The sequence below is a fragment of the Aeromonas sp. 600276 genome (assembly GCF_049175815.1).
GTDB lineage: Bacteria > Pseudomonadota > Gammaproteobacteria > Enterobacterales > Aeromonadaceae > Aeromonas > Aeromonas dhakensis.
Window position 1 is genome coordinate 14,378 of the sequence record NZ_JAAKVU010000022.1, and the last position, 22,695, is coordinate 37,072.

Consider the following 22,695-nt stretch of genomic DNA (forward strand, 5'->3'; position numbering starts at 1 on the left):
CTCTTGAAATTATCCAGGGCCCCGCCGCCCGTCTTAGCTAAGGTCTACCGCGATGCGTACCAGCCAATATCTGCTTTCCACTCTCAAGGAAACCCCGTCCGACGCCGAGATCATCAGCCATCAGCTGATGCTGCGCGCCGGCATGATCCGCAAACTGGCCTCCGGCATGTATGCCTGGCTGCCGTCCGGTCTGCGGGTTCTGAAAAAAATCGAGAACATTGTTCGCGAAGAGATGAACAATGCTGGTGCCATCGAAGTCTCCATGCCGGTGGTACAACCCGCCGAGCTGTGGCAGGAGTCCGGCCGCTGGGATGACTACGGCCCCGAGCTGTGCCGTCTGACCGACCGTCACAACCGTCCCTTCGTACTGGGCCCGACCCACGAAGAGGTGATCACCGCGCTGATCCGTTACGAAGTGAACAGCTACAAGCAGTTGCCGCTGAATCTGTACCAGATCCAGACCAAGTTCCGCGACGAAGTTCGTCCCCGTTTCGGCGTGATGCGTGGCCGCGAGTTCCTGATGAAGGACGCCTACTCCTTCCACATCGACAAGGCCTCCCTGGTCGATACCTACGAGAAGATGCACGCCGCCTACTGCAAGGCGTTCACCCGCATGGGTCTGAACTTCCGTCCGGTGCAGGCCGATACCGGCTCCATCGGTGGTACCGGCTCCCACGAATTCCAGGTGCTGGCCGAGAGCGGTGAAGACCTGATCGCCTTCTCCGACAGCTCCGATTACGCCGCCAACATCGAAATGGCCGAAGCGCTGGCGCCGGCTGGCGAGCGCGCCGCAGCCACCGCAGCCCTGACCAAGGTTGCGACCCCGAACGTCCACACCATCGACGAAGTGGCCGCCTTCCTGAGCGTGGCCCCGAGCGCCGTCGCCAAGACCCTGCTGGTGCTGGGTGAAGCGGACGAGCACGGCAACCAGGCCGTCATCGCGCTGGTGCTGCGTGGCGACCACGAGCTGAACGAAATCAAGGCAGAGAAGCTGCCGGGTGTCGCCAACCCGCTGACCTTCGCCAACGACGAGCAGATCAAGGCAGCCGCCGGCTGTGACGCTGGCTCCATCGGCCCGGTCGGCTTTGCCGGTCGCATCATCGCCGATCGCAGCGCCGCCCACCTGGCAGACTTCGTCTGCGGCGCCAACGAGACCGGCTTCCACCTGACCGGTGCCAACTGGGATCGCGACATCGCCACTTTTGAGGTTGCCGACCTGCGCAACGTGGTGGAAGGCGACCCGAGCCCGTGTGGCCAGGGCAAGCTGCTGCTCAAACGCGGCATCGAAGTGGGCCACATCTTCCAGCTGGGCACCAAGTACTCCGAAGCCATGAAGGCGAGCGTGCTGAACGAAGGCGGCAAGTCTGTCACCATGGAGATGGGTTGCTACGGCATCGGGGTCTCCCGCCTGGTGGCTGCCGCCATCGAGCAGAACAACGACCAGTACGGCATCATCTGGCCGGACGCCATCGCCCCGTTCGAAGTGGCCATCGTGCCGATGAACATGCACAAGTCCGTGCGCGTCGCCGAGCTGGCCGAGCAGTTCTACGCCGAGCTGAAGGCCGCCGGTGTGGACGTGCTGTTCGACGACCGTAAAGAGCGTCCGGGCGTGATGTTCGCCGACATGGAGCTGCTGGGCGTGCCTCACGGCATCGTCATCGGCGAGCGCGGTATGGACAACGGCGTGGTGGAATACAAGTGCCGCCGCACCGGCGAGAAGCAGGAAGTGGCCATCAGCGACATCGTCGCCATGCTCAAGGCCAAGCTGGGCCGTTAATCCCGCCCCTCGCTGGTATAAAAAAAGCGCGCCGATGGCGCGCTTTTTGTTTCTCTCTTCTGACGATGGCAACCGGATGACGGCGGCCTTTTGTCAGGGATTGCGACCGATAAAGAGATCGGTCACGTGGCAGCTGCTTCTGGCTTCCAGTGCATCCAGCATGTAGGCGGCGGCATCTTCCGGGGTCATGAAGCCGCTGCTGTCCACGTGATCCGAGTTGTCCCAGAATTCACTGCGGATCCCGCTCGGATAGAGGTTCACCAGCCGCAGCGGCGAGCCCTTCAGCTCGGCCCGCAAGGATTCTAGAAAGCCGCGCATCCCCCATTTGGAGGCGCAGTAGAGGCTCTCGTTGGCCTTGCCCACCTGGGCGGCGGAAGAGAGCACGTTGGCCAGCACCCCGCCCTTGTCGCCGATGAGGCGCACCGTCTGCTGGGCCACCAGAATGGTGGAGATGAGGTTGCTCTCCACCACCCGGCGGATCTGCTCGGCGGTATAGACGCCGACCGGGCCGAACTCCCCCACGCCGGCGCAATGCAGCACCAGCTCGGGCAGACCGCCCCACTCCACCGCGGCGGCAAAGGCGACATCCACTTCCTCGTGGTGCGCCAGATCGGCGGCAATGCCGATCACCGCCTTGCCGAGCAAGGCTTCCTGCTCCTGCAGCTTCTGATAACGACGCCCCATCATGGAAACCTGATGGCCCCGTTCAACCAGACCTATGGTCAAGGCGCGGCCCAAGCCGGACCCCGCCCCCGTCACTATGATATGACCCATGTTCGTTCCTCGCCGGATGCCGTCATCGGGATGATGAGAGCATCGTCACCAGAGATTGCCGGAATTTAGAAGGTGAATTCGCCGCCGATGAACCAGCCGTCTACCCGCTGGTCAACGCGATCGAAGTCCATGCTCGCATCACGCCAGCCGGCACGCACCTTGAGCGGTACGGTCGCGAACTTGTAGGAGCCACCCAGACGGTAGTCGTAGTTGTCGGCATCCTGCACGCGGGCATCGCCGAAAGCAGCAAAGCCGGTACCCGGGATACGCAGTTCGGCGCCGGTGTAGGCCATCAGCACGTCCTTGTCATAGGAGTAGTGCTGGGTGTTGAAATCGCCATCGTAGCGACGACCGGTCAGACCCAGGTCGATCTGGAACAGATCGTTGTTGAACAGGCGATAGTAAAGGCTCAGGTCATAGGCCATCAGATCGTTGTTGAGGGCGCCGCCGCTGGTGCCGAAATCGGAGATCTCGAACTTGGCGTTGGGCAGCAGGATGATACCGTGCTCCAGTTGCAGGTAGCCGCTCCAGTTGTAGTTCTCGTCGTAGCTGCCGTTGGCCCCGACACCGTTGATCTGGCCGCTGCCCTGAGCATTCCATACATCGGCACCGGCGGCAAAACGCCAGTCATCGGCAGCCATGGCAGCCTGGCTGAACAGGGCCAGCACACAACCGGCAATCAAGGTCTTCTTCATCACGTTACTCTCTTGTTGGACTGGAAAGGCCATCATTTTACCCAGAGCGACGGGAATACACAGTGTAAAAAGCTGAACAAGCGTCCATTAATGTCAGTGCTGCATGCCCGCTATGGGTTCAACCGGCTTCACCGGCAGGCTCAGCTCCAGCTGCTGGCCATCATCCATGGTCAGCGTCAGCGGGAAAGGGGTGCCCTGGGAGAGCTCGCGCACCTCGAACAGCATTATGTGGAAACTGCCGGGCTTGAGCGCCACTTCCCCCTTGGCCGGCACCTCTATGCTCTCGACCTGGCGCATCCTCATCACGCCATTCTCGTGCAGATGGGTGTGCAGCTCGGCGCGGCCCACCTCGGGCGAGGCGGCGGCCACCAGCTTGACCGGCTGATCGGCATCGTTCTTCAGCACCAGGAAGGCGGCGGTGTTGGGCGAGCCCGGCGGCAGCAGACGCACATAACCATCGACGGCCTCGACCTTGGCCAGGGCGGGAGCGGCCAGTCCCAGGGCCAGCAGGGAATAGAACGCACGTTTAAACATGGTTGAAATCCTTTTATGATGTTGTTAAACGCAACAAAGCTTACCGCAGCGGTAAGCCTTTGACAGCCAGCAATAACAAGGATTTAGACATGGACCCCATTATCATTGCCGAGCAGCAGGATGGCTTGCTCACCTTGACCCTCAATCGCCCCGACAAGCGCAACGCCCTCAATACCGCCATGTATCGTGCGCTCACCGAGGCATTGCGGCAAGCGACGGCGGATGACGCCATCCATGCCCTGCTCATTCAGGGACAGCCAGACTGCTTCACCGCCGGCAATGATCTGGCAGACTTCATGGGCAAGACGGGGCTGGATCCCGACGACCCCATCCTGCAATTTCTGCATACCCTGGCCGACTTCCCCAAACCGGTGATCGCCGCGGTCGGCGGCGCCGCGGTCGGCATCGGCACTACCCTGCTGCTGCACTGCGATCTGGTCTATCTGGCCGACAATGCCCGTCTGCAACTGCCCTTCGTCGAGCTGGGGCTGGTGCCGGAGTTTGCCTCAAGCCTGCTGCTGCCGCGCAGCGTGGGTCACCTGAAGGCAGCGGAGCTGTTGCTGCTGGCCGAAGCCATCGATGCCGACGAGGCGCTGCGGCTCGGCCTCGCCAACCGGGTGCTGACGGCCGAAGCCCTGCACCCCTTTGCCAGGGAGCAGGGTCTGAAGCTGGCAGCCAAGGCGCCCGGGGCGCTGCAAAAGAGCAAGGCGCTGCTCAAGCAGGAGCTCAGGCAGGCGGTGCACTTCGTCATCGATCTGGAGGCGCGCGCCTTCTCCCTCGCCCTGCAGGGGGAAGAGGCGCAGACGCGGATCGCCCAGCGCCTCAAGGGCCGTAAATGATCCTCAGTTGAGGCGAAAACGGCCGATCAGCTCGCAGCCCTGCACCTGATCCTGCAACTGGATCAGACGGGCGATATCGGGATTGGGGTGGCGCTTGAGGAAAGAGAGCAGCGCCGCCCGGCAGCAGCCCAGTTCACTGATGAGGGATTCACACTCCCGGTTCGGACACTGGGGCACCAGCGCAGTGACCAGCTCGGAGGCCAGCTTGAGGTAGCGCAGCTCGTAGGCCGGCTCCTCCATGGCGCGCCAGAAATCGGCCAGCCGGTGGCAGGTTGCCACCCGCATGCTGGCCAGTTCATCCAGATCGCCGTCACTCAGTTCATACACCTCGGCGAGGGCCTGTTGATAGAGGCAGATGGCGGTGCCGAGCGCGCCGGCGCCCAGCGCATTTTCAGCCTCCAGCATGTAACGCTGCCAGATTTGATGGGTCATGCCCGATCTCCCAGGTTGATGGGTGGGACTTTTATCATGCCCAGTTGAGAATGAATATCAACCCGATATTTTGTGCAGGTTTTGACCAGCTGGCGGTGCACGGCTTGGCTCCCGCCCCGGCATGGCTTACCATGGCCGCTCATCTTTCAGGATCCCTCTTCCCATGCTGCGACCCCGTTTACCCCAGGCGCTGGGCTGCTCGACCCTGTGCGTGCCCCGCCTGCTGGTCTGGATCTATTAGCTGCGTTCCTCGCGTCATCCACCCCTATCCATTTGAACGAGGAAACAGCCATGAAACCCTGCCAACACTGGTCGCAGGTCGAGTACCTGCATCTGACGGTGAGCAACCCCAACATCCATCTCAAGGGACGGCACAGCTACTACTCCGGCGCCTGGGACGGCCCCTTTGAAGAGCATGTCGTGCGCTATCTGCACGGCGACCGTTTCAGCCGCAGCCCGGAGACTGGCTGGGAGCCGCTCTGGCACATCGATCAGCTCCATATCGGCGACTATGTACAAATAGCCGCCGGGGTGAAGATCATCATGGGGGGCAACCAGACCCACAACACGGCCTTTATCAGCACCTATCCGTTTTCAGATGTGGAGGCGCTCCGGCGCAGCTACCGCCCGGCCGGCGACACCCGCATCGGCAACGATGTCTGGCTCGGCATGGACGCCATGATCATGCCGGGGGTCACCATCGGCGACGGCGCCATCATAGCGGCACGTGCCCTGGTCAGTCAGGATGTGCCGCCCTATGCCATGGTGGCCGGTACGCCGGCCAAGGTTATCAGGATGCGCTTTGAGGAGGACGAGATTGCCCGTTTGCAGGCGCTGGCCTGGTGGGAGTGGCCAGATGAACAGATGCAGGCCCTGCTGCCACTGATCCAGCAGGGCGAGGTGGCCCTGCTGGAACAGGCTGCCGCCCGCTGGGGAGAGACCCGATCATGATGCAGCGGGGGGCCATGGCCCCCCGCTTTCATTCTGTCGCTCAATTGCCGCTATCGGGCTGATTGACCCGGCACTGCTTGCCGGGGTAGCCGGGCAGATCGGCCGCCTTGTTGCTGCACGCCAGTCGCTTGGCCTGATAGAGGCGATCCGCCAGGTTGGCGCTGTCGATCGGCAGCCAGTCCATCTGCCGGCCAAGCCAGCTGGCCCAGGCGAACTCGACAAAATAGACCTGCTCCCGCTTGTCGAAATAGCCTGCATCCTGCAGCAACCCGGCCAGGGTGCGATAGGGGTAGTCGGGTAGCAGGTCGATGCGGCTCGGCAACTGTTCCGGTGTGAGAGGCCTCCCCTGCTCGTCCTTGAGCCAGGCCCAATGATTGCCCTGCATCTGGCTCCAGAAGCTGGCCTTGTCCTGCAGCCTGGCGATCACCTTGACCCGAACCTGCTTCACCCCAAGTTGCCACAGCGCCTTGGTCAGATGGTGTCTGTCCACCAGCCAGTAGCCGCCATCGGGTGCGATGACGATGGGGATCTCTTTCTTTTTCATCACCTTGTCGAGCTGTTTTGCGCTCTTGTCCGCCAGCTCGGCCTGGGTGTTGTCGACCTGGATCTGGCCCACGCCCCCCTGGGTGGGGTGCAGCGCGGCGATGTTTGCCTCGCACCAGCTGCCGACCTGGCTCTGCCGCTCGCACGGCGCCAGCGCCCAGGCCCCCTGACTGATGGCCAGGGCCAACAGGATCCATGTTCTCATCGCTCACTCCTCTGCCCGAATGGCGGGTCAAATAAGATGCCGGGGAGTCTCCTCATCCAAGGGACTCATACTGGCGGTCTGACCAGCAAACGGGATATCATGATTTCCCGTCTGTCGGCGACCACTTATCGCCGAGTTTTCTCCCCGCTTCACACTATTTGAAGGATTAACCATGAAAGGATGGAGTCTCCTGCTGGCCCTGCTGGGCAGTGCCTGTGTCCAGGCTGCCGATGTTCCGCCCGGCACCCAGCTCGCCGCCGAGCAGGCCGTCGTGCGTCATCTGAAAGACGAGCCGGCGAGCCTGAGTCCGCTCAAGCTGGTCGGCCTGCCCGAGCTGCAGGTACTGCGGGATCTCTACGAGGGGCTGCTGACCCAGGGGCCGGACGGCAAGGTGCAGCCCGGGGTGGCCGCCAGCTGGGACAACCAGGGCAATCAGCGCTTCACCTTCCATCTGCGCCCGGACGCCCGCTGGTCGAACGGCGATCCCGTGCAGGCCGCCGACTTCGTCTACGGCTGGCGCAAACTGGTCGATCCCAAAGAGGCCGCCACCTTTGCCTGGTTTGCCCAATTGGCCCGCTTCGACAAGGTGGATGACATAGTAGCCGGCAAGCTGGCCCCCGAGGAACTCGGCGTGAAGGCCCTCGACCAGCATACCCTGCAGGTGACCCTCTCCCAACCGGTGCCCTACTTCCTGAGCCTGCTGACTCACCCCAGTCTGTCGCCGCTGCATCGCGCCAGCATGGAGCAATACGGCAACCAGTGGACCCAGCCCGGCAAGCTGGTCGGCAACGGGGCCTTCGTGCTGAGTCACCGGGTGGTGAACGAAAAGCTGGAGCTGACCCCCAACCCCTACTACTGGGATCGCGCCCATACCGTGCTGACCAAGGTCACCTTCGTGCCCATCAACCAGGAGAGTGCGGCCACCAACCGCTACCTGGCCGGCGACCTGCACATCACCGAGTCCTTCCCCAAGGAGCAGTATCACAAGCTGATGCAGCAGATCCCGGGTGAGGTCTATACCCCGGATCAGCTCGGCACCTACTACTACGCCTTCAACACCCAGCGCGCCCCCCTCAACGATGTGCGGGTGCGCAAGGCGCTCTCCTACACCATCGATCGGGGCCTCATCGCCAACAAGATCCTGGGTACGGGTGAGAAACCGGCCTATCACTTCACCCCGGATGTGGTCGCCGGCTTCGAGCCCAAGGCCAACCTGCTCTCCAGCAGCAGTCAACAAGTCCTCGACGACAAGGCCAGAGCCCTGCTCAAGGAGGCGGGCTACGGCCCGGCCAACCCGCTCAAGCTGACCCTGCTCTACAACACGGCCGAGGTGCACAAGAAGATGGCGCTGGCCATCGCCAACCTGTGGAAACAGAAGCTGGGGGCGCAGGTCGAACTCACCAATCAGGAGTGGAAGAGTTATCTCGACAGCCGTCAGAGCGGCCAGTTCGAGGTGATCCGCTCCTCCTGGGTGGCCGATTACAACGATCCATCAGCCTTCCTCGGCCTGTGGGGCTCCCACCACAGCGGCAACATGGCCCGCTTCGCCAACGCCGACTACGATGCTCTGCTGGCCAAGGCGGCCAACAGTCAGGATCCCCGTGAACGGGCCCGCTTGTTCGATGAGGCCGAGGCCATATTGCAGGAGGAGGCGCCGATCGCCCCCATCTATCAGTACACCAACGCCCGGCTGATAAAGCCCTGGCTCAAGGGTTACCCCATCAACAATCCGGAAGACGTGGCCTACAGCCGCCAGCTCTACTTGGTCAAGCACTGATCCTGCCCGGGGCCGGCCATGCCGGCCCCAATCTTCTGCCATCGCCCTCTGTTCATGCTCAAGTTTTCGGCATAAAATGCCGCCATTTCAGGCAACCACCCCCTCAATCACCGGTTTGTTATGCGTTTTGTATTGATGATCTCTCTGCTGCTGACCCTGCCCGCCCAGGCGGCCAGCGAAACACAGTGCCGCCAGGCCTTCACCGAATGGATGCTGGCCCAGCAGCAACAGTTCAGCGACCGCAAGGCCAGCAAGATGGAACGGCGCAGCGCGGAGCGGGCCATCGACCAGGTGCGCAGCGAGTTCTCGAAGCGGGAGAGCTTCTGCCAGGCCATGGAGTGGGTGGAACACAACCGGGATCAGGATCCTCGCTTCACCCCGCGACTGGGGGAGATCCACGACTTCACCTCGCCGACCAACTCGCCGTCATAAAGTCATAAAAAAGCCCCGAACCTGCGTTCGGGGCTTTTTTCAGGGCATGGCGGGTGCCGGCATCAGTCGACGTAGAAGGTCTGCTGGAAGGTCAGCGTCTGCTGCTGCCCCTCCCCCATGATCTTCAGGGTGAACTGGTAGGTATCCTCGTTGCGATAGGGCAGCACCGCCAGATAGTAGATGGCGTTGCCCTCCTTGACCTCCTGGAAGGTCAGGTTGCGGATGGTGCCGGTGAGGTTCTTGGCCTCGCCGGTGATCCCTACCGCCTGGGCCACCCCCTGCTTGTTCTGCACCGCGATGTTGACGATGCCGTTGTAGCGACTGCGCTCCAGGCCATAGGCCTTGGCCACCTCGGGGGTGAGGAAGCTGGAGTTGAAGGCGCTGTAGTGCACCTGCCAGGGGCCCAGCTCCTTCATCTGTTCGGCCCGCAGGGGCAAGGTCAGCAACAGTGCCAGCAGGCAGCTTATCCAGGCTGTTTTCATGGTGTCATCCTTCTCGTGTTAACCCTGATTGTCCAGCAGGGCACTGACCTCGGCGGGGATCTGCCTGGGCGCCTCGATGGCGACCGTCTTGTGCCGTCCCAGCTCCCCCCGCACGATGCGAACCTGCCCCTTGGCCACCTTGAACTGCTTGGCCAGATACTTGATCAAGTGGCTGTTGGCCTGACCATCCACCGGCGGCGCCGTGATGGCCACTTTCAACTCTTCTCCGTGCAATCCGACGATCTGATCCCGACTCGCCTTGGGCTGGATCATCAGATGCAATACCAGCTCATCCCCTTCCCGCAGGACGGCTGCCATCAAATCATCCACCACAGCTGGCCGAACAGATCCCCCAACAGATAGTTTATGGCCTGCAGCCCGATAAAGGCGACCAGCACGGAGAGATCCAGCCCGCCCAGCGCCGGCAGAATGCGACGGATAGGGGCCAGGAAGGGCTCGGTCAGCTGGTGCATCACGTACTCGATGGGGTTGCGACCCTGGCTGACCCAGCTCAGGATGGCGCGGATCAGCAGGATCCAGAAGATCATGGAGCCTGCCTTCTTCAGCACTGTGAGGGCGGCAAACAGGCTGAGGGTGAGCCAGTCGGCCAGCAGCACGTTCATGCTCTTGAGCAGCGCCAGCTTGGCGAAGGCGATCAGCAGCGCCAGCAGCACCGAGGCCAGATCCAGCCCGCCCAGCCCGGGAATGACCCGGCGCAGCGGCACCACCAGCGGATTGGTCAGCTTGACCACCATCTGGCTCATGGGGTTGTAGAAGTCGGCACGGGCCCACTGCAGCCAGACGCGCAACAGCACCACCATGAGATAGAGGTCAAAAATTGTGTTAATCAGAAAGTAAGCAGTGTTCATCTGGGCTCCAGGTTGCAACTGAGAGTAACGAAAATCGGGTTCAGAACAGGGTTTCCATTTCGCCGGCCCGGGCAACGGCCGCCTGCATGGCTTGCGCAGTCAGCGGCATCAGCCCCTGCTGCTGGAAAGTCTTGATCGCCTCTGCGGTGGTGCCGCCCTTGCTGGTCACCTGCTCACGCAGGGTCTGCAGCGACAGCTCGGGATTCTGCTCGACCATGGCAGCCGCACCAAGGGCGGTCTGCTGAACCAGCAGGCGGGCCTGCTCGGGGGAGAAGCCCATGGCCTCGGCCTCCTCGGCGATGGCCTGCATGAACAGGAAGAAGTAGGCAGGCGCACTGCCGGCCGCGGCGATGACGCCGTTGATGCCGGACTCCTGCTCCACCCAGAGGGTTTTGCCTACCGCCTGCATCATCTGCGCGGCCAGCTCACGATCGGCCTGCTCGATGCCGGGCGGGGCGTACAGCCCGGTCATGCCCAGCCCCAGCAGAGAGGGGGTGTTCGGCATGGTGCGGATGATCCGGCCGTGGCCGCCCGCCATCTCCGCCAGCCGTGCCACCTTGATGCCGGCGGCGATGGAGATGAGCAGCTTGCCCTCCAGCGTGCCCAGCGCCGTCACCAGCGCGCTCAGCATGGCCGCCATCAGCTGCGGCTTGACCGCCAGCACGATGACTTCGGCCGCCCGGGCCGCCTCGGCGTTGTCCTGGGTGACGCGAATGCCGTAGTCGCCAGCCAGCGCATCCAGCTTGGGCCGGCTTGGGTTGGCGGCAATGATCCGGTCAGCCGGGTAGCCCGCCTGGACCAGGCCGGCAATGATGCTGCGACTCATGTTGCCAGCCCCGATAAAGGCGAGGGTTCTGTACTGCATCAAACACTCCTGTGATCTGAAGAAAGCAGAGCCCGCATGCACCGCATCACGGGCTCCTGCTCATGAATAGTCGCGAGCACCGAAGATGGCGGTACCGACCCGCACCATGGTGCTGCCGTGGCCGATCGCCAGTTCGAGATCCTCGGTCATCCCCATCGAGAGGGTGTCCACGCCCGGATATTGTCGCGCAAGCTCGGTGAACAGAGTCTGCATGCGCACCATCTGGGCAGCCAGTACCGCCTCGTCGCTGGTGTGCTCCGGAATGGCCATCAGACCGCGCAGCCGCAGCCGCTCGCAGCGGGAGACCAGTTCGGCCAGACGGAAAATCTCTTGTTCCGACGTTCCGGATTTGCTGCTCTCTCCGCTAATATTGATTTGCAGACAGATATTTAGCGGCGCGAGCCCGGCCGGGCGCTGGTTGTTGAGGCGTTCGATCAGCTTCTCTCTGTCCACGCTCTGTACCCAGTCGAACCGCTCGGCCACCAGCTTGGACTTGTTCGATTGCAGCGGACCGATAAAGTGCCACTCTATGTCTGTACAGATCCCCTGCTCACGCAGGGCATCTATCTTGGTGGCCGCTTCCTGGGCGTAGGATTCGCCGAAGCGGCGCTGACCGGCGGCATAGGCCTCGCAAACGGCCTCCAGCGGTTTGGTCTTGCTGACCGCCAGCAGCTGGATGTGATCGCCGCGTCGGCCAGCCCGGCTGGCGGCTTGTACAATACGTTCCTTTACCTGAAGCAGGTGCTCGGCAATCTGGCTCATGTTTCGTTCGTGATCTTGTGATGGGAGAATGACAAATCTATGGATATCACAGAGTTATTGGCTTTCAGTGTAAAACATAAAGCCTCGGATCTACACCTCTCGGCCGGGGTTCCCCCGATGATCAGGGTTGATGGCGAGGTTCGCAAGATCAATTTGCCCGCCCTGGAGCACCGGGAAGTACACGCCCTCATCTATGACATCATGAACGACCACCAGCGCAAGGAACTGGAAGAGAACTTCGAGGTGGACTTCTCGTTCGAGGTGCCAAACCTCGCCCGCTTTCGGGTCAACGCCTTCCAGCAGGCGCGCGGTTCCGGCGCGGTATTTCGGACCATCCCCAGCACAGTGCTGAGCCTGGAAGATCTGGATGCCCCGGAGATCTTTCGCAAGATTGCCGAATACCCCCGCGGCCTGGTGTTAGTTACCGGCCCGACCGGCTCGGGCAAATCCACCACCCTGGCGGCCATGGTCAACTACATCAACGAGAACTTCCATCACCACATCCTCACCATCGAGGATCCCATCGAATTCGTGCACGAGAACAAGCGCTGCCTGGTGAACCAGCGGGAAGTGCACCGCGATACCAAGAGCTTCAGCAACGCCTTGCGTTCGGCGCTGCGGGAAGACCCGGACATCATACTGGTGGGTGAAATGCGCGACCTCGAGACCATTCGCCTCGCCATGACCGCGGCCGAGACCGGCCACCTGGTGTTTGGCACCCTGCACACCTCGTCGGCGGCCAAGACCATCGACCGGATCATCGATGTCTTCCCCGGTGCGGAAAAAGACATGGTGCGCTCCATGCTCTCCGAATCGCTGCGGGCGGTCATCTCCCAGACCCTGCTCAAGCGCATCGGCGGCGGCCGGGTGGCGGCCCACGAGATCATGATGGGGATCCCGGCAGTGCGTAACCTCATCCGGGAGGACAAGATCGCCCAGCTCTACTCGGTGATCCAGACCGGGATGACCCACGGCATGCAGACCATGGATCAGAGCCTCAAGCAGCTGGTGAGTCGCGGCATGGTGGCGGCACTGGATGCCAAGGCCAAGGCGGTCGATCCCAACACCATCTAACCACGACGAATCTAGGGAAGGAGTCGTTATGAATCTGGATGCCCTGCTGACCGAGCTGGTCGCCCGCAAAGGCTCGGATCTGTTCATCACGGTCGGCACGCCGCCGACCCTCAAGGTCAACGGCCACCTGCAGTCACTGGCAGAAGCGCCACTCGACAAGGCAAGGGCACTGGCACTGGTGAAGGAGACCCTGAGCCCGGAGCACTTCGAGCGCTACCTGCGCACCAAGGAGGCCAACTACGCCATCCACCGCGAGGAGCTTGGCCGCTTTCGGGTCAGCGCCTTCTGGCAGCAGGAACTGCCCGGCATGGTGCTGCGCCGCATTGAGACCCGCATCCCCACCTTCGACGAGCTGGCGCTGCCCCCCATATTGCAGGAGATAGCCCTGGCCAAGCGCGGACTGGTGCTGTTCGTCGGTGCCACCGGCGCCGGCAAGTCCACCACCCAGGCGGCCATGATCGGCTATCGCAACCAGCATGTGGACGGCCACATCCTGACAGTGGAAGATCCGGTGGAGTTCGTGCATCAGCACGGCCGCAGCCTGATCACCCAGCGCGAGGTGGGCATAGACACGGAGTCGTTCGACGTGGCGCTGAAGAGCTCGCTGCGTCAGGCGCCGGACGTGATCCTGATCGGCGAAATCCGCAGTCAGGAGACCATGGAGTTTGCCCTGCAGTTCGCCGAGACCGGTCACCTCTGCCTCGCCACCCTGCATGCCAACAACGCCAACCAGGCGCTTGATCGCATCCTGCACCTGGTGCCCCAGGAGAAACACCGTCAGTTCCTGTTTGATCTCTCCTTCAATCTGCGCGCCATCGTGGCCCAGCAACTGCTGCCCAGCCCGGATGGACGGCGTCGTTTTGCCGCCTTCGAGGTATTGCTCAACACCCCGCTCATCACCGACATCATCCGCAAGGGGGAGATGCACCGGCTCAAGGAGGTGATGACCAAGTCCACCGAACTCGGCATGCAGACCTTCGATCAGGCGCTGTTCGCCCTGTTCTGTGCCGGCCAAATTGGCTACAGTGAGGCCCTTGCCCATGCCGACTCCGCCAACGACCTGCGACTGCTGATCAAGCTGTCGGGCCGAGAACAGCTGGGTTCAGGCACACTCGACAACGTCACCCTGGATGAATGAGGGGCGTGCGTCACCGCTATAAAGGATCGTTATGCTGATTGTGGTTTCCCCGGCCAAGACGCTGGACTACGAGTCGCCGCTGGTGACTTCCCGTTTCACCCAACCCGAGCTGCTGGACCACTCCGCCGAGCTGATCGGCCGCGCCCGCCAGTTGAGTCCGGACCAGATAGCCAGCCTGATGAAGATCAGCGACAAGCTGGCCGGCCTCAACGCCGCCCGTTTTGCCGACTGGCAACCTGATTTCACCCCGGCCAACGCCCGTCAGGCACTGCTTGCGTTCAAGGGGGATGTCTACACGGGGCTGGCGGTGGAAGATTTCAGCGAGGCAGATCTCGACTTCGCCCAGGCCCACCTGCGTATGCTCTCTGGCCTCTACGGGGTGCTGCGTCCGCTCGATCTGATGATGCCCTACCGGCTGGAGATGGGCATTCGCCTCGACAACGCGCGCGGCAAGGATCTCTACCAGTTCTGGGGCGACATCATCACCGAACACCTGAACAAGGCGCTGGCCGCCCAGGGGGACGAGGTGCTGATCAATCTCGCCTCCGACGAGTACTTCAAGTCGGTACGCCCCAAGGCCCTGCAGGGGCGCATCATCACGCCAGTGTTCAAGGATGAGAAGAACGGCCAGTTCAAGATCATCAGCTTCTACGCCAAGAAGGCGCGCGGCATGATGGCCCGTCACATCATCAAGCACAGACTCACCAAGGTGGAACAGCTGATCGGGTTCAACACCGATGGCTACTACTTCGTACCGGAAGAGTCCGACGCCAACACCCTGATGTTCAAACGCGCTGAAAATTAATTACGACCCGAGGGAACCAATTTCAGGATCCTCCAGTCTGAATAGGTGAATCCTCTGTTGTAAGCACTTTTTATTGGCCGACGTTTATGCGTCGGCTTTTTTCTGCCCGACATCCGGCCCATCAAACGCCAAAAAGCACAACGGCCATCCGGGGATGGCCGTTGTGGCGGGCAGGCTTACTTCTTTTTCTTCTTGGCAGACTTCTTCTTGTCGTCCTTCGGCTTTTTCTTCTTCACCGGCACCCGCGCCTCCTTGTGCTTGGGACGCAGCTCGTCGATCACCCGGCGCTTGAGGCGCTCTTCGGTGTAGCGTTCGATCTTGGCCACCATGGCCATGTCGTGGGCCTCCACCAGGCTGATGGCGCAACCACGGTTGCCGGCGCGGCCGGTACGGCCGATACGGTGAACGTAAACATCGGCGCCGTAAGGCATGTCGTAGTTGATGACGTGGCTGACGTTGGGCAGGTCGATGCCGCGGGCGGCAACGTCGGTGGCGATGAGGAAGGGCACCTCCCCTTCATGGAACTTGCGGATCGACTCGATGCGCTTGGCCTGCTCCATCTCGCCGCGGATCCAGGCGCAGGGCACGCCCGCCGCCTGCAGCTGACCTGAGAGCTCCGCCAGCCGCTCGCGGGTCTTGACGAAGATGATGGCCTTCTGGGTTTCCGGATTCTTCAGGATGTGCACCAGCAGGGCCAGCTTGTGGGCAGCGTCGTCGGCCAGGTGAACCCACTGGGTGATGGGGCGACGCTCGCTGCGCGGCGGCTCGGCGTGCAGCTCCACCGGGTCCTTGAGGATCTCGCTGGCGAACTTCTCGAGGCCTGCCCCTTCCAGGGTGGCGGAGAAGAGCATGGTGTGCTTGCGATAGCGCGCCTCTTCGACGATGCGGTTCACGTCCTTGATGAAGCCCATGTCCAGCATGCGGTCCGCTTCATCCAGCACCAGCACCTCGATGTCGTGGCTCTCGAACTCCTCTTTCTCGATGTACTCGAGCAGACGGCCCGGGGTGGCCACCACTATGTCGGTGGTCTTGATCAGGGCCGGCAGCTGCTCTTCGTGGCTGACGCCGCCGATGATGGTCTCGATGCTGAGATTGGTGTGGGCCGCCAGCGCCTTGGCGTGAGCGGTCACCTGCAGCGCCAGCTCGCGGGTCGGGGTCAGCACCAGCATGCGGCAGGGGCCCGGCTTGCGGCGCGGGAAGTCCAGCAGATGCTGCAGGGCCGGCAACAGGAAGGCGGCGGTCTTGCCGGTGCCGGTCGGGGCGGATGCCAGAATATCGCGGCCGTCCAGGGCTGGCTCCAGCACCATCTGCTGGATGGTGGTGGGGCGGGTGAAACCCATCTCGGCCAAGGCCCGGTTGAGGGCTGGATTCAGGTCGAAATCATCAAAGGACTGGCTCATGGCAATACTCGGTCATTAAGGAAACGGCAGATTATAGGCGATTATGTCGTCGGCTCCTATGGTGACTGTGCCTTAGCCGCTATAATCGCCGACCATTTTCTGCGAGGCGGGTACAGGACGGGAGTCGGATGGCACGAAACAGCGGTTTTACCTTCAAACAGTTTCACGTCGAGCACGATCGCTGCGCCATGAAGGTGGGCACCGACGGCATTCTGCTGGGCGCCTGGGCACCGCTCGGCAAGGCTCGCCGGATCCTCGACATTGGCACCGGCAGCGGCCTCATCGCCCTGATGCTGGCCCAACGCAGCCACGCCGACTGCCGCATCGATGCGGTGGAGCTGGATAAGCATGCGGCGCAGCAGGCCCGCGAGAACGCGGCCGCCTCCCCCTGGCCGCGGCGGGTCACCATCATAGAGAGCGCCATTCAGGGGTATCAGGCCGACCCTTACGATCTCATCGTCGCCAACCCCCCCTACTTCGTGGCGGGCCAGTCATTTCGCGATCCGGCCAGGGCGATGGCCCGCCATACCGGCGCCCTCGACAGCCATGCTCTGCTGGCCGCCTGCGACCGCTTGCTGGCCCCCGATGGCCAGGTCGCACTGGTCGTGCCGACGGCCATGGCCGATGAAATTTTATGCATTTCGGCGGATTATGATCTGCATGCCGTTTGTTATACAGCTGTTATCACCAGGGCGGGAAAAGAGGCAAATCGTGTTTTATTGCTACTTGGCAGAGGATTAAACAGGTGTGATAGGGGTGAAATTGTGATCCATTCTGCTGAGGGAACCCATTCCGACAGATATATCCAACTGACCAGCCCCTTCTATTTGAAGATGTAAATTTCGTCTTGAACTATTTTTTCACGCCATTATGCTGACTCCTAAACGAGCGCCCGCTCCAGACCAGCTCAAACCACTGGTTGTGATGAAAAAACAAGCGGGGCTCCTTTTTTTTACCCCTGAACAACGCCGGTCACCGACCAATAAAAAACTATAACAAGCAATAGTTTACAAGACAGACGAGGTTGAACTTGACGAAATCACTCACATTGTCCGACGTGCTCGGACTGGGCTTCATGACCTTCGCGTTCTATCTGGGCGCCGGTAACATCATCTTCCCGCCGCTGGCCGGCTACATGGCGGGTGAGCACCTCTCTCTGGCCATGCTGGGCTTCCTGGTGACCGCCGTGGGTCTGCCCCTCATCACCATCATTGCCGTCGCCAAGGCCGGCAACGGCTGGGCCGGCATGACCAAGCTGCTGCCGGCCGGCGTGGCCACCGCACTGGCCGTCGCCATCTACATCATCATCGGCCCGGCCTTCGCAGCCCCCCGTACCGGTCTGGTGGCCTACGAGATGGGCCTCAAACCCTTCATCGGCGACATGGGCCAAGCCGGCCTGTTTGCCTACACGGTGCTGTTCTTCGGGGTGGCCATCCTGGTCTCTCTGAATCAGGGCAAGCTGATGGACGCCATCGGCAAATACCTGACTCCGCTGCTGATGCTGTTGCTGCTGACCCTGGCAATCGGTGTGTTCGTGGCGCCCCAAGGCTCCATGCCCGTCTCTTCCGGTGACTATCAGAACGGCCCCTTCGTGAAAGGGATCCTGGAAGGCTACAACACCATGGACACCCTGGCGTCCCTGATGTTTGGCGCCCTGATCGTCGACCTGCTGCGCCAGAAAGGCATCCAGGACTACCGTAGCCAGTTCAAGTACCTGGCCATTGCCGGCATCATCTCCGCCATCGGTCTGTCCGTGGTCTATGTCTCCCTGTTCCAGCTGGGCAATACGGCGGCCGGCGTCGCCACCGACGCCAGCAACGGCGGCGCAATCGTCAACGCCTACGTACTGAGCCTGTTCGGCCAGCCGGGTCAGTTCATCCTGGCCGCCATCATCACCCTGGCCTGCTTCACCACCGCCGTGGGTCTGATCTCCGCCTGCTCGGACTTCTTCCACAACCTCACCGGCATGAGCTACAAGAAGCTGGTGGTCTTGCTGGGCGTCATCTGCGCCGTGGTGGCCAACGTGGGTCTGAGCCAGCTCATCAGCCTCTCCATCCCGGTACTGGTCGCCATCTACCCGGTTGCCGTAGCGCTGGTACTGGTTACCTTCCTGAAGGGTTACTTCGGTCGCCCGCGCCTGGTGTTCCGTGGCGTGTTGATGGTTGCCTTCCTGTTTGGCTGCCTGGACGGCCTGGGTGCCGCCGGCATGAAGATGGATGCCTTCGCCTTCCTGCCGCTGTTCGACAAGGGCCTGGCCTGGTTGCTGCCGACTCTGCTGGCCTGTGGCCTCGGGATGCTGGTACGCTCCGGCGAGAAACTGGCTGCCGAAGCCGCTTGATTTCGCTCCCGCCCATGTCAAAGAGCCTGCCTTGTGCAGGCTCTTTTGTTTGTGTGCCATCTCGCCCGGCATGGTTTCCTGCCGACTATGTCATGCAGCCACGTCCTTTCCCGCTCTGCCTCTCGCTTCCGCCAGCTGCAGTTCTATCGGTGATTTATTCTGGCCAACTAAATTGTTTCAAGATATTAATGTGTGATTGAGATCAAATATCTCTTCTTTATGCTCAAGATGGTACTCCTGTGACGATCTTCCGATGGCACAGGAGAGGGAAGCATTGTTATCCGGTTATCTGCCAGGCAGTGGGTGCAATCAACAAGAACAAGCTGATAAGGCAGATGAGGTCAGGTTTGACGAAATCACTGAAGTTGTCCGACATATTCGGACTGGGTTTTATGACGTTTGCGTTCTATCTGGGGGCAGGCAACATCATTTTTCCACCGCTGGCCGGCTTCATGGCCGGTGAGCATCTGCTGGCCGCCATGGTCGGTTTTCTGCTGACGGCGGTGGGTCTGCCTCTGCTGACCCTGGTCGCCGTTGCCAGAGGCAGCGCCGGACAGGGCAGCAGTGGCTGGACGGCGATGACCCGCCATCTGCCGACTTGGGCAGCCACGGCGCTGGCCATTGCCATCTACATCATCATGGGGCCGGCCTTCGCCACCCCCCGTACCGGCCTGGTGGCTTATGAAATGGGGCTCAAGCCCTGGCTGGGTGACGCAGGCCAGCACGGTCTGCTGCTCTACAGCCTGCTCTTCTTCACACTGGTGATCCTGGTATCGCTGAACCGAGGCAGACTGCTGGATGCGGTGGGCAAATACATGACCCCAGTCTTGATGGTGATGCTGCTGATCCTGGCGGTCGGAGTCCTGGTTAACCCGCAAGGCGCCCAACCAGAGGCCAGTGGCGACTATACGGATACGCCGCTCATCAAGGGCATGCTGGAGGGGTACAACACCATGGATACCCTCGGCTCCCTGATGTTCGGTGCCCTCATCATCGGCCTGCTGCAACGCAGGGGCATCGAGGACTATCCGAGCCAGTTCAAGTACCTGACCATCGCAGGGCTCATCTCGGCGGTTGGTCTCTCGGCGGTCTATATCTCCCTGTTCTACCTCGGCAACAGCGCAGCAGGCGTGGTGACCAGCGTCGACAATGGCGGCGCCATCGTCAACGCCTACGTGCTGAGCCTGTTCGGCCACTCCGGTCAGTTGATCCTGGCCGCCATCATCACCCTGGCCTGCTTCACCAGCGCGGTCGGCCTGCTCTGCGCCAGCGCCGACTACTTCCACGGTCTGGCCGGCTGGACATACCGCAAGTGGGTACTGCTGATGGGATGCGTCTCCATCCTGGTGGCCAACGTCGGGCTGAGCCAGCTCATCAGCCTCTCCATTCCGATCCTGGTCGCCATCTATCCGGTCGCCATCGCGCTGGTGCTGGTTACCTTTGCACAGGGCCGTTTCGGTCGACCACGGCTGGCGTTTCGTGCCGTGCTGCTGGTGGCTTTCCTGTTCGGCTGCCTGGACGGGCTGGGAGCGGCCGGCATGCAGATGGATGCGTTCGCCTTCCTGCCGCTGTTCGACAAGGGGCTGGCCTGGTTGCTGCCGACCTTGCTGACCTGCGGCCTCGGCATGCTGCAGCGCCCCCGCGAGGCGCTGGCGGCAGAAGCCGCTTGACCCGTCAGCCAACAACGAAAGAGGCCAGCATCAGCTGGCCTCTTTCGTTGGGCGGGGTCTGCCGTTACAGCAGCGGATCCGGTTTGGGTTTGCCGGCCAGTCCGTACCAGTGGGTCTCCACTCGCCCGGCATGCCACTCAAAGGTTCCCCAGGGCTGTGCTGCCTGCCAACGCGGAAAATTCACGAGCACCCGGTTGTCTTCGTACTTGTAGAGCGAGGTGGAAATCTCGATATCAGAGAGGATAAGCAGCAGGGCCCAGCCGATGAAGAACCATTTCAGCGCTTTCCACATAGGGTTACTCGAAGCAGATTTCGATGGTTGCCCGACCGTAATCTGATTCAAACGGCATCATGATCTTGGTGCCGTCGGCACGATGGGTGATGGTGTGGTTGAGACCGGAGACGATGATGGGAGTCGCCATGTCGAATTCATACCCCTTCTCCCCCAGCATGCGCTTGGCACCGCCGGTCACCATGTTGGTGATCTCGCCCACCATGTCGGTCACCTCTTCATTGATGGTGGTCGGCGCCTCGCCCAGCATGCGGCGCATGATCTCCAGTGCCAGCCCCTTCTCGAAACTGATGGAGAGGGATCCCCGGGTCTGCGGGCCGACCATGCCGATGAGGCCGGAGACATCACCGCGCGCCAGCTCGTCCATCTTGCGCTTGGGTTTGCCCGGCTTGAGCTCAAGCTGTGCCATGGTGGAGAGCACATTGAGCAGGGAGAGCAGGAACGGGTTTACAAAATCAGCCTTCATGTTGACTTCCTACAGTGGGCGTACAGCGAGCACATTGGCCATGTGCCTCAATCGTCTTATTGGTAATAGTAAAGCCATGCAACTTGGCTTGCTCGGAAAACGCGCCATCGATCGCCGGATCATGCAGCTCAACCACCTCGCCGCACTGGTCACAGATGAGCAACTGCATCGGGTGGGCATGGTCGAAATGACAGCAGAATATGAAGGCGTTGAGCGACTCCACCTTGTGGGCAAAACCCTGTTCGAGCAGAAAATCGAGCGCCCGATAAACGGTCGGCGGCTTGGCGTGGGCCTCTGTCTGTTGCAACTGGGCCAACAAATCATAGGCGCTGATGGCATTACCATGGGCAGCCAGCAGCCTGAACACCTGACGTCGGGTAGGGGTGAAGCGGATCCCGCGTTGTTCGCAGAGTCGTTCGGCTCGTTGTAAAAGTTGGTCTTGGTTCATGATCACGCAATTACCCTTTTTATTAGCCGGATACTATCACAGGGCCCCCTTTGGCGCGGTGACAAAATTCATTTTCTGGGGCTGCCTCACGTTGTGGTAAAATCCGCCCCCTTTGTTTAGCCAACCCGGATGATTTTTATGCAGGCGCAGCGTTTTTCCATCGCCCCCATGCTGGACTGGACCGATCGGCATTGCCGTTATTTCCATCGTCTGATGACTCGCCAGACCTTGCTCTATACCGAGATGGTGACCACCGGCGCCATCATCCACGGCAAGGGTGATTACCTGGGATACAGCGAGCAGGAACATCCCATCTCCCTGCAACTGGGTGGCAGCAATCCGGCCGATCTCGCACGCTGCGCCAAGCTGGCCGAGGAGCGTGGCTATGACGAGGTAAACATCAACGTTGGCTGCCCCTCCGATCGGGTACAGAACGGCCGCTTCGGCGCCTGCCTGATGGGCGAGCCCGCACTGGTGGCCGACTGCGTCAAGGCGATGCGCGATCTGGTCGACATTCCGGTAACGGTGAAGACCCGCATCGGCATCGACGATCAGGACTCCTACGAATTTCTGCAGGCCTTCATCGAGCAGGTGCGCGACGCCGGTTGCGATACCTTCATCGTCCATGCCCGCAAGGCCTGGCTGAGCGGTCTGAGCCCCAAAGAGAACCGCGAGATCCCGCCGCTCGACTATCCCCGCGTCTACCGGGTCAAACAGGATTACCCGGATCTCACCATCGCCATCAACGGCGGCGTCACCTCCCTGGAGCAGACCCTCGAGCACTTGCAGCACCTGGATGGTGTCATGATGGGGCGCGAAGCCTATCAGAACCCCTACATTCTGGCGCAGGTGGACAATCAAGTGTTCGGCCAGAACCAGGCCGTGCCGAGTCGCCACGAGGTGGTGCGGATGATGCTGCCCTATATCGAGCAGGAGCTGGCCAAGGGCAACTATCTCTCCCACATGACCCGCCACATGTTAGGGCTGTTCCAGAACATGCAGGGGGCTCGAGCCTGGCGCCGTCACTTGAGCGAAAATGCCTGCAAGCCCGGAGCAGATATCCAGGTGGTGCTGGATGCCATGGCCAAGGTGCCGGAATTCGCCGCCACCGAGGCAGCGGAGTAACC

General features: G+C 61.6%; 26 protein-coding genes. 12 read left to right on the plus strand and 14 right to left on the minus strand.

From position 1 onward, the window contains the following. The first annotated feature begins 52 nt into the window (after positions 1 to 52). Positions 53 to 1,777 (plus strand): proline--tRNA ligase, encoded by a 1,725-nt coding sequence (locus G5134_RS18465; RefSeq protein ID WP_024943345.1) that lies wholly within the window; start codon positions 53 to 55, stop codon positions 1,775 to 1,777. A 93-nt stretch (positions 1,778 to 1,870) separates the two neighbouring features. Here G5134_RS18465 and G5134_RS18470 read toward each other — a convergent pair whose 3' ends face one another. The 3 genes from G5134_RS18470 to G5134_RS18480 form a co-directional block, all read right to left on the minus strand. After that, positions 1,871 to 2,551, minus strand: a complete 681-nt coding sequence (locus G5134_RS18470; RefSeq protein WP_005304962.1) for an SDR family oxidoreductase — start codon at positions 2,549 to 2,551, stop codon at positions 1,871 to 1,873. A gap of 65 nt (positions 2,552 to 2,616) precedes the next feature. Next, the gene (locus G5134_RS18475; RefSeq protein WP_010636188.1) at positions 2,617 to 3,246 is read right to left on the minus strand and encodes a TIGR04219 family outer membrane beta-barrel protein; all 630 of its coding nucleotides are present in this window, start codon (positions 3,244 to 3,246) and stop codon (positions 2,617 to 2,619) included. 93 nt (positions 3,247 to 3,339) lie between these two features. After that, positions 3,340 to 3,780: a copper chaperone PCu(A)C gene (locus tag G5134_RS18480; protein WP_024943344.1), complete on the minus strand. Its 441-nt coding sequence runs from the start codon at positions 3,778 to 3,780 to the stop codon at positions 3,340 to 3,342. A gap of 89 nt (positions 3,781 to 3,869) precedes the next feature. Here G5134_RS18480 and G5134_RS18485 point away from each other — a divergent pair, with 89 nt between their 5' ends. Continuing rightward, positions 3,870 to 4,619: an enoyl-CoA hydratase-related protein gene (locus tag G5134_RS18485; protein ID WP_019838899.1), complete on the plus strand. Its 750-nt coding sequence runs from the start codon at positions 3,870 to 3,872 to the stop codon at positions 4,617 to 4,619. A gap of 3 nt (positions 4,620 to 4,622) precedes the next feature. On the opposite strand, the gene G5134_RS18490 is transcribed toward G5134_RS18485, so the two are convergent. Further along, positions 4,623 to 5,051, minus strand: a complete 429-nt coding sequence (locus G5134_RS18490; protein ID WP_005304979.1) for a DUF2753 family protein — start codon at positions 5,049 to 5,051, stop codon at positions 4,623 to 4,625. Positions 5,052 to 5,342: 291 nt separating this feature from the next. Here G5134_RS18490 and G5134_RS18495 point away from each other — a divergent pair, with 291 nt between their 5' ends. Further along, positions 5,343 to 6,002 (plus strand): CatB-related O-acetyltransferase, encoded by a 660-nt coding sequence (locus G5134_RS18495; RefSeq protein WP_024943343.1) that lies wholly within the window; start codon positions 5,343 to 5,345, stop codon positions 6,000 to 6,002. 40 nt (positions 6,003 to 6,042) lie between these two features. On the opposite strand, the gene G5134_RS18500 is transcribed toward G5134_RS18495, so the two are convergent. Beyond that, the gene (locus tag G5134_RS18500) at positions 6,043 to 6,750 is read right to left on the minus strand and encodes a ParB-like protein (RefSeq protein WP_024943342.1); all 708 of its coding nucleotides are present in this window, start codon (positions 6,748 to 6,750) and stop codon (positions 6,043 to 6,045) included. A 172-nt stretch (positions 6,751 to 6,922) separates the two neighbouring features. Here G5134_RS18500 and G5134_RS18505 point away from each other — a divergent pair, with 172 nt between their 5' ends. Together G5134_RS18505 and G5134_RS18510 are read left to right on the plus strand one after the other, a co-directional pair. Then, on the plus strand, positions 6,923 to 8,527 hold the full coding sequence (locus G5134_RS18505) for a peptide ABC transporter substrate-binding protein (RefSeq protein ID WP_421232125.1): 1,605 nt from the start codon (positions 6,923 to 6,925) through the stop codon (positions 8,525 to 8,527). A 120-nt stretch (positions 8,528 to 8,647) separates the two neighbouring features. Further along, positions 8,648 to 8,959, plus strand: coding sequence for a hypothetical protein (locus tag G5134_RS18510; protein ID WP_065018790.1), 312 nt, complete (start codon positions 8,648 to 8,650; stop codon positions 8,957 to 8,959). A 62-nt stretch (positions 8,960 to 9,021) separates the two neighbouring features. Here the strand turns inward: G5134_RS18510 and G5134_RS18515 are convergent, their stop codons facing one another. The 5 genes from G5134_RS18515 to G5134_RS18535 are packed head-to-tail and all read right to left on the minus strand — an operon-like array spanning position 9,022 to position 11,937. Continuing rightward, complete coding sequence (locus G5134_RS18515; RefSeq protein ID WP_005304995.1) at positions 9,022 to 9,441, minus strand: DUF4426 domain-containing protein; 420 nt, start codon at positions 9,439 to 9,441, stop codon at positions 9,022 to 9,024. A gap of 18 nt (positions 9,442 to 9,459) precedes the next feature. Continuing rightward, positions 9,460 to 9,759, minus strand: a complete 300-nt coding sequence (yggU, locus tag G5134_RS18520) for a DUF167 family protein YggU (RefSeq protein WP_005304998.1) — start codon at positions 9,757 to 9,759, stop codon at positions 9,460 to 9,462. Further along, on the minus strand, positions 9,759 to 10,310 hold the full coding sequence (locus G5134_RS18525) for a YggT family protein (protein ID WP_017780458.1): 552 nt from the start codon (positions 10,308 to 10,310) through the stop codon (positions 9,759 to 9,761). The genes yggU and G5134_RS18525 overlap by 1 nt, the downstream gene beginning before the upstream one ends. Positions 10,311 to 10,350: 40 nt before the next feature. Further along, positions 10,351 to 11,175, minus strand: a complete 825-nt coding sequence (gene proC / locus G5134_RS18530) for a pyrroline-5-carboxylate reductase (RefSeq protein ID WP_065018789.1) — start codon at positions 11,173 to 11,175, stop codon at positions 10,351 to 10,353. Between the two features lie 60 nt (positions 11,176 to 11,235). Continuing rightward, positions 11,236 to 11,937, minus strand: coding sequence for a YggS family pyridoxal phosphate-dependent enzyme (locus tag G5134_RS18535; protein ID WP_017765783.1), 702 nt, complete (start codon positions 11,935 to 11,937; stop codon positions 11,236 to 11,238). 39 nt (positions 11,938 to 11,976) lie between these two features. On the opposite strand from G5134_RS18535, the gene tapT reads away from it, so the two are divergent. From tapT to yaaA, 3 genes are read left to right on the plus strand one after another with little or no spacing between them, the layout of a single operon-like run. Continuing rightward, the gene (gene tapT, locus G5134_RS18540; protein WP_005305010.1) at positions 11,977 to 13,011 is read left to right on the plus strand and encodes a type IVa pilus ATPase TapT; all 1,035 of its coding nucleotides are present in this window, start codon (positions 11,977 to 11,979) and stop codon (positions 13,009 to 13,011) included. Between the two features lie 28 nt (positions 13,012 to 13,039). After that, the gene (tapU, locus tag G5134_RS18545; RefSeq protein WP_019838905.1) at positions 13,040 to 14,149 is read left to right on the plus strand and encodes a type IVa pilus ATPase TapU; all 1,110 of its coding nucleotides are present in this window, start codon (positions 13,040 to 13,042) and stop codon (positions 14,147 to 14,149) included. Positions 14,150 to 14,180: 31 nt separating this feature from the next. Beyond that, positions 14,181 to 14,954 (plus strand): peroxide stress protein YaaA, encoded by a 774-nt coding sequence (yaaA, locus tag G5134_RS18550; protein WP_065018788.1) that lies wholly within the window; start codon positions 14,181 to 14,183, stop codon positions 14,952 to 14,954. A 176-nt stretch (positions 14,955 to 15,130) separates the two neighbouring features. Here the strand turns inward: yaaA and srmB are convergent, their stop codons facing one another. Continuing rightward, the gene (srmB, locus tag G5134_RS18555) at positions 15,131 to 16,354 is read right to left on the minus strand and encodes an ATP-dependent RNA helicase SrmB (RefSeq protein ID WP_065018787.1); all 1,224 of its coding nucleotides are present in this window, start codon (positions 16,352 to 16,354) and stop codon (positions 15,131 to 15,133) included. Positions 16,355 to 16,482: 128 nt separating this feature from the next. Between srmB and G5134_RS18560 the strand changes: the two genes are divergently transcribed. The 3 genes from G5134_RS18560 to brnQ (G5134_RS18570) all read left to right on the plus strand — a co-directional run bounded on the left by G5134_RS18560 (position 16,483) and on the right by brnQ (G5134_RS18570) (position 20,362). Further along, the gene (locus G5134_RS18560; protein ID WP_065018786.1) at positions 16,483 to 17,193 is read left to right on the plus strand and encodes a tRNA1(Val) (adenine(37)-N6)-methyltransferase; all 711 of its coding nucleotides are present in this window, start codon (positions 16,483 to 16,485) and stop codon (positions 17,191 to 17,193) included. A gap of 191 nt (positions 17,194 to 17,384) precedes the next feature. Beyond that, entirely contained in the window at positions 17,385 to 18,692 is a 1,308-nt protein-coding gene (gene brnQ, locus G5134_RS18565; RefSeq protein WP_082970219.1) for a branched-chain amino acid transport system II carrier protein, read from the plus strand. Positions 18,693 to 19,084: 392 nt separating this feature from the next. Further along, positions 19,085 to 20,362: a branched-chain amino acid transport system II carrier protein gene (gene brnQ / locus G5134_RS18570; protein ID WP_042007902.1), complete on the plus strand. Its 1,278-nt coding sequence runs from the start codon at positions 19,085 to 19,087 to the stop codon at positions 20,360 to 20,362. Positions 20,363 to 20,426: 64 nt separating this feature from the next. Here brnQ (G5134_RS18570) and G5134_RS18575 read toward each other — a convergent pair whose 3' ends face one another. Genes G5134_RS18575 through zur form a run of 3 tightly spaced genes read right to left on the minus strand, consistent with a single transcriptional unit; the run spans position 20,427 to position 21,568 of the window. Further along, positions 20,427 to 20,654 carry a hypothetical protein gene (locus G5134_RS18575; protein WP_010636173.1) on the minus strand — a complete coding sequence of 76 codons (228 nt, stop codon included), beginning with the start codon at positions 20,652 to 20,654 and terminating at the stop codon, positions 20,427 to 20,429. Positions 20,655 to 20,658: 4 nt separating this feature from the next. Continuing rightward, a complete protein-coding gene (locus G5134_RS18580; protein ID WP_065018785.1) occupies positions 20,659 to 21,120 on the minus strand; it encodes a chemotaxis protein CheX in 462 nt (153 codons plus the stop codon). Beyond that, entirely contained in the window at positions 21,110 to 21,568 is a 459-nt protein-coding gene (gene zur, locus G5134_RS18585) for a zinc uptake transcriptional repressor Zur (RefSeq protein WP_005305041.1), read from the minus strand. The genes G5134_RS18580 and zur overlap by 11 nt, the downstream gene beginning before the upstream one ends. Before the next feature lie 138 nt (positions 21,569 to 21,706). Between zur and dusA the strand changes: the two genes are divergently transcribed. Next, positions 21,707 to 22,693 (plus strand): tRNA dihydrouridine(20/20a) synthase DusA, encoded by a 987-nt coding sequence (dusA, locus tag G5134_RS18590; RefSeq protein ID WP_065018784.1) that lies wholly within the window; start codon positions 21,707 to 21,709, stop codon positions 22,691 to 22,693. The last annotated feature ends 2 nt before the right edge of the window (positions 22,694 to 22,695 follow it).

Coding starts and splice junctions, on each gene's coding strand:
- G5134_RS18465 (WP_024943345.1), top strand. CDS start 53: ATGCGTACCAGCCAATATCTGCTTTCCACTCTCAAGGAAACCCCGTCC.
- G5134_RS18470 (WP_005304962.1), bottom strand. CDS start 2,551: ATGGGTCATATCATAGTGACGGGGGCGGGGTCCGGCTTGGGCCGCGCC.
- G5134_RS18475 (WP_010636188.1), bottom strand. CDS start 3,246: ATGAAGAAGACCTTGATTGCCGGTTGTGTGCTGGCCCTGTTCAGCCAG.
- G5134_RS18480 (WP_024943344.1), bottom strand. CDS start 3,780: ATGTTTAAACGTGCGTTCTATTCCCTGCTGGCCCTGGGACTGGCCGCT.
- G5134_RS18485 (WP_019838899.1), top strand. CDS start 3,870: ATGGACCCCATTATCATTGCCGAGCAGCAGGATGGCTTGCTCACCTTG.
- G5134_RS18490 (WP_005304979.1), bottom strand. CDS start 5,051: ATGACCCATCAAATCTGGCAGCGTTACATGCTGGAGGCTGAAAATGCG.
- G5134_RS18495 (WP_024943343.1), top strand. CDS start 5,343: ATGAAACCCTGCCAACACTGGTCGCAGGTCGAGTACCTGCATCTGACG.
- G5134_RS18500 (WP_024943342.1), bottom strand. CDS start 6,750: ATGAGAACATGGATCCTGTTGGCCCTGGCCATCAGTCAGGGGGCCTGG.
- G5134_RS18505 (WP_421232125.1), top strand. CDS start 6,923: ATGAAAGGATGGAGTCTCCTGCTGGCCCTGCTGGGCAGTGCCTGTGTC.
- G5134_RS18510 (WP_065018790.1), top strand. CDS start 8,648: ATGCGTTTTGTATTGATGATCTCTCTGCTGCTGACCCTGCCCGCCCAG.
- G5134_RS18515 (WP_005304995.1), bottom strand. CDS start 9,441: ATGAAAACAGCCTGGATAAGCTGCCTGCTGGCACTGTTGCTGACCTTG.
- yggU (WP_005304998.1), bottom strand. CDS start 9,759: ATGGCAGCCGTCCTGCGGGAAGGGGATGAGCTGGTATTGCATCTGATG.
- G5134_RS18525 (WP_017780458.1), bottom strand. CDS start 10,310: ATGAACACTGCTTACTTTCTGATTAACACAATTTTTGACCTCTATCTC.
- proC (WP_065018789.1), bottom strand. CDS start 11,175: ATGCAGTACAGAACCCTCGCCTTTATCGGGGCTGGCAACATGAGTCGC.
- G5134_RS18535 (WP_017765783.1), bottom strand. CDS start 11,937: ATGAGCCAGATTGCCGAGCACCTGCTTCAGGTAAAGGAACGTATTGTA.
- tapT (WP_005305010.1), top strand. CDS start 11,977: ATGGATATCACAGAGTTATTGGCTTTCAGTGTAAAACATAAAGCCTCG.
- tapU (WP_019838905.1), top strand. CDS start 13,040: ATGAATCTGGATGCCCTGCTGACCGAGCTGGTCGCCCGCAAAGGCTCG.
- yaaA (WP_065018788.1), top strand. CDS start 14,181: ATGCTGATTGTGGTTTCCCCGGCCAAGACGCTGGACTACGAGTCGCCG.
- srmB (WP_065018787.1), bottom strand. CDS start 16,354: ATGAGCCAGTCCTTTGATGATTTCGACCTGAATCCAGCCCTCAACCGG.
- G5134_RS18560 (WP_065018786.1), top strand. CDS start 16,483: ATGGCACGAAACAGCGGTTTTACCTTCAAACAGTTTCACGTCGAGCAC.
- brnQ (WP_042007902.1), top strand. CDS start 19,085: ATGACGTTTGCGTTCTATCTGGGGGCAGGCAACATCATTTTTCCACCG.
- G5134_RS18575 (WP_010636173.1), bottom strand. CDS start 20,654: ATGTGGAAAGCGCTGAAATGGTTCTTCATCGGCTGGGCCCTGCTGCTT.
- G5134_RS18580 (WP_065018785.1), bottom strand. CDS start 21,120: ATGAAGGCTGATTTTGTAAACCCGTTCCTGCTCTCCCTGCTCAATGTG.
- zur (WP_005305041.1), bottom strand. CDS start 21,568: ATGAACCAAGACCAACTTTTACAACGAGCCGAACGACTCTGCGAACAA.
- dusA (WP_065018784.1), top strand. CDS start 21,707: ATGCAGGCGCAGCGTTTTTCCATCGCCCCCATGCTGGACTGGACCGAT.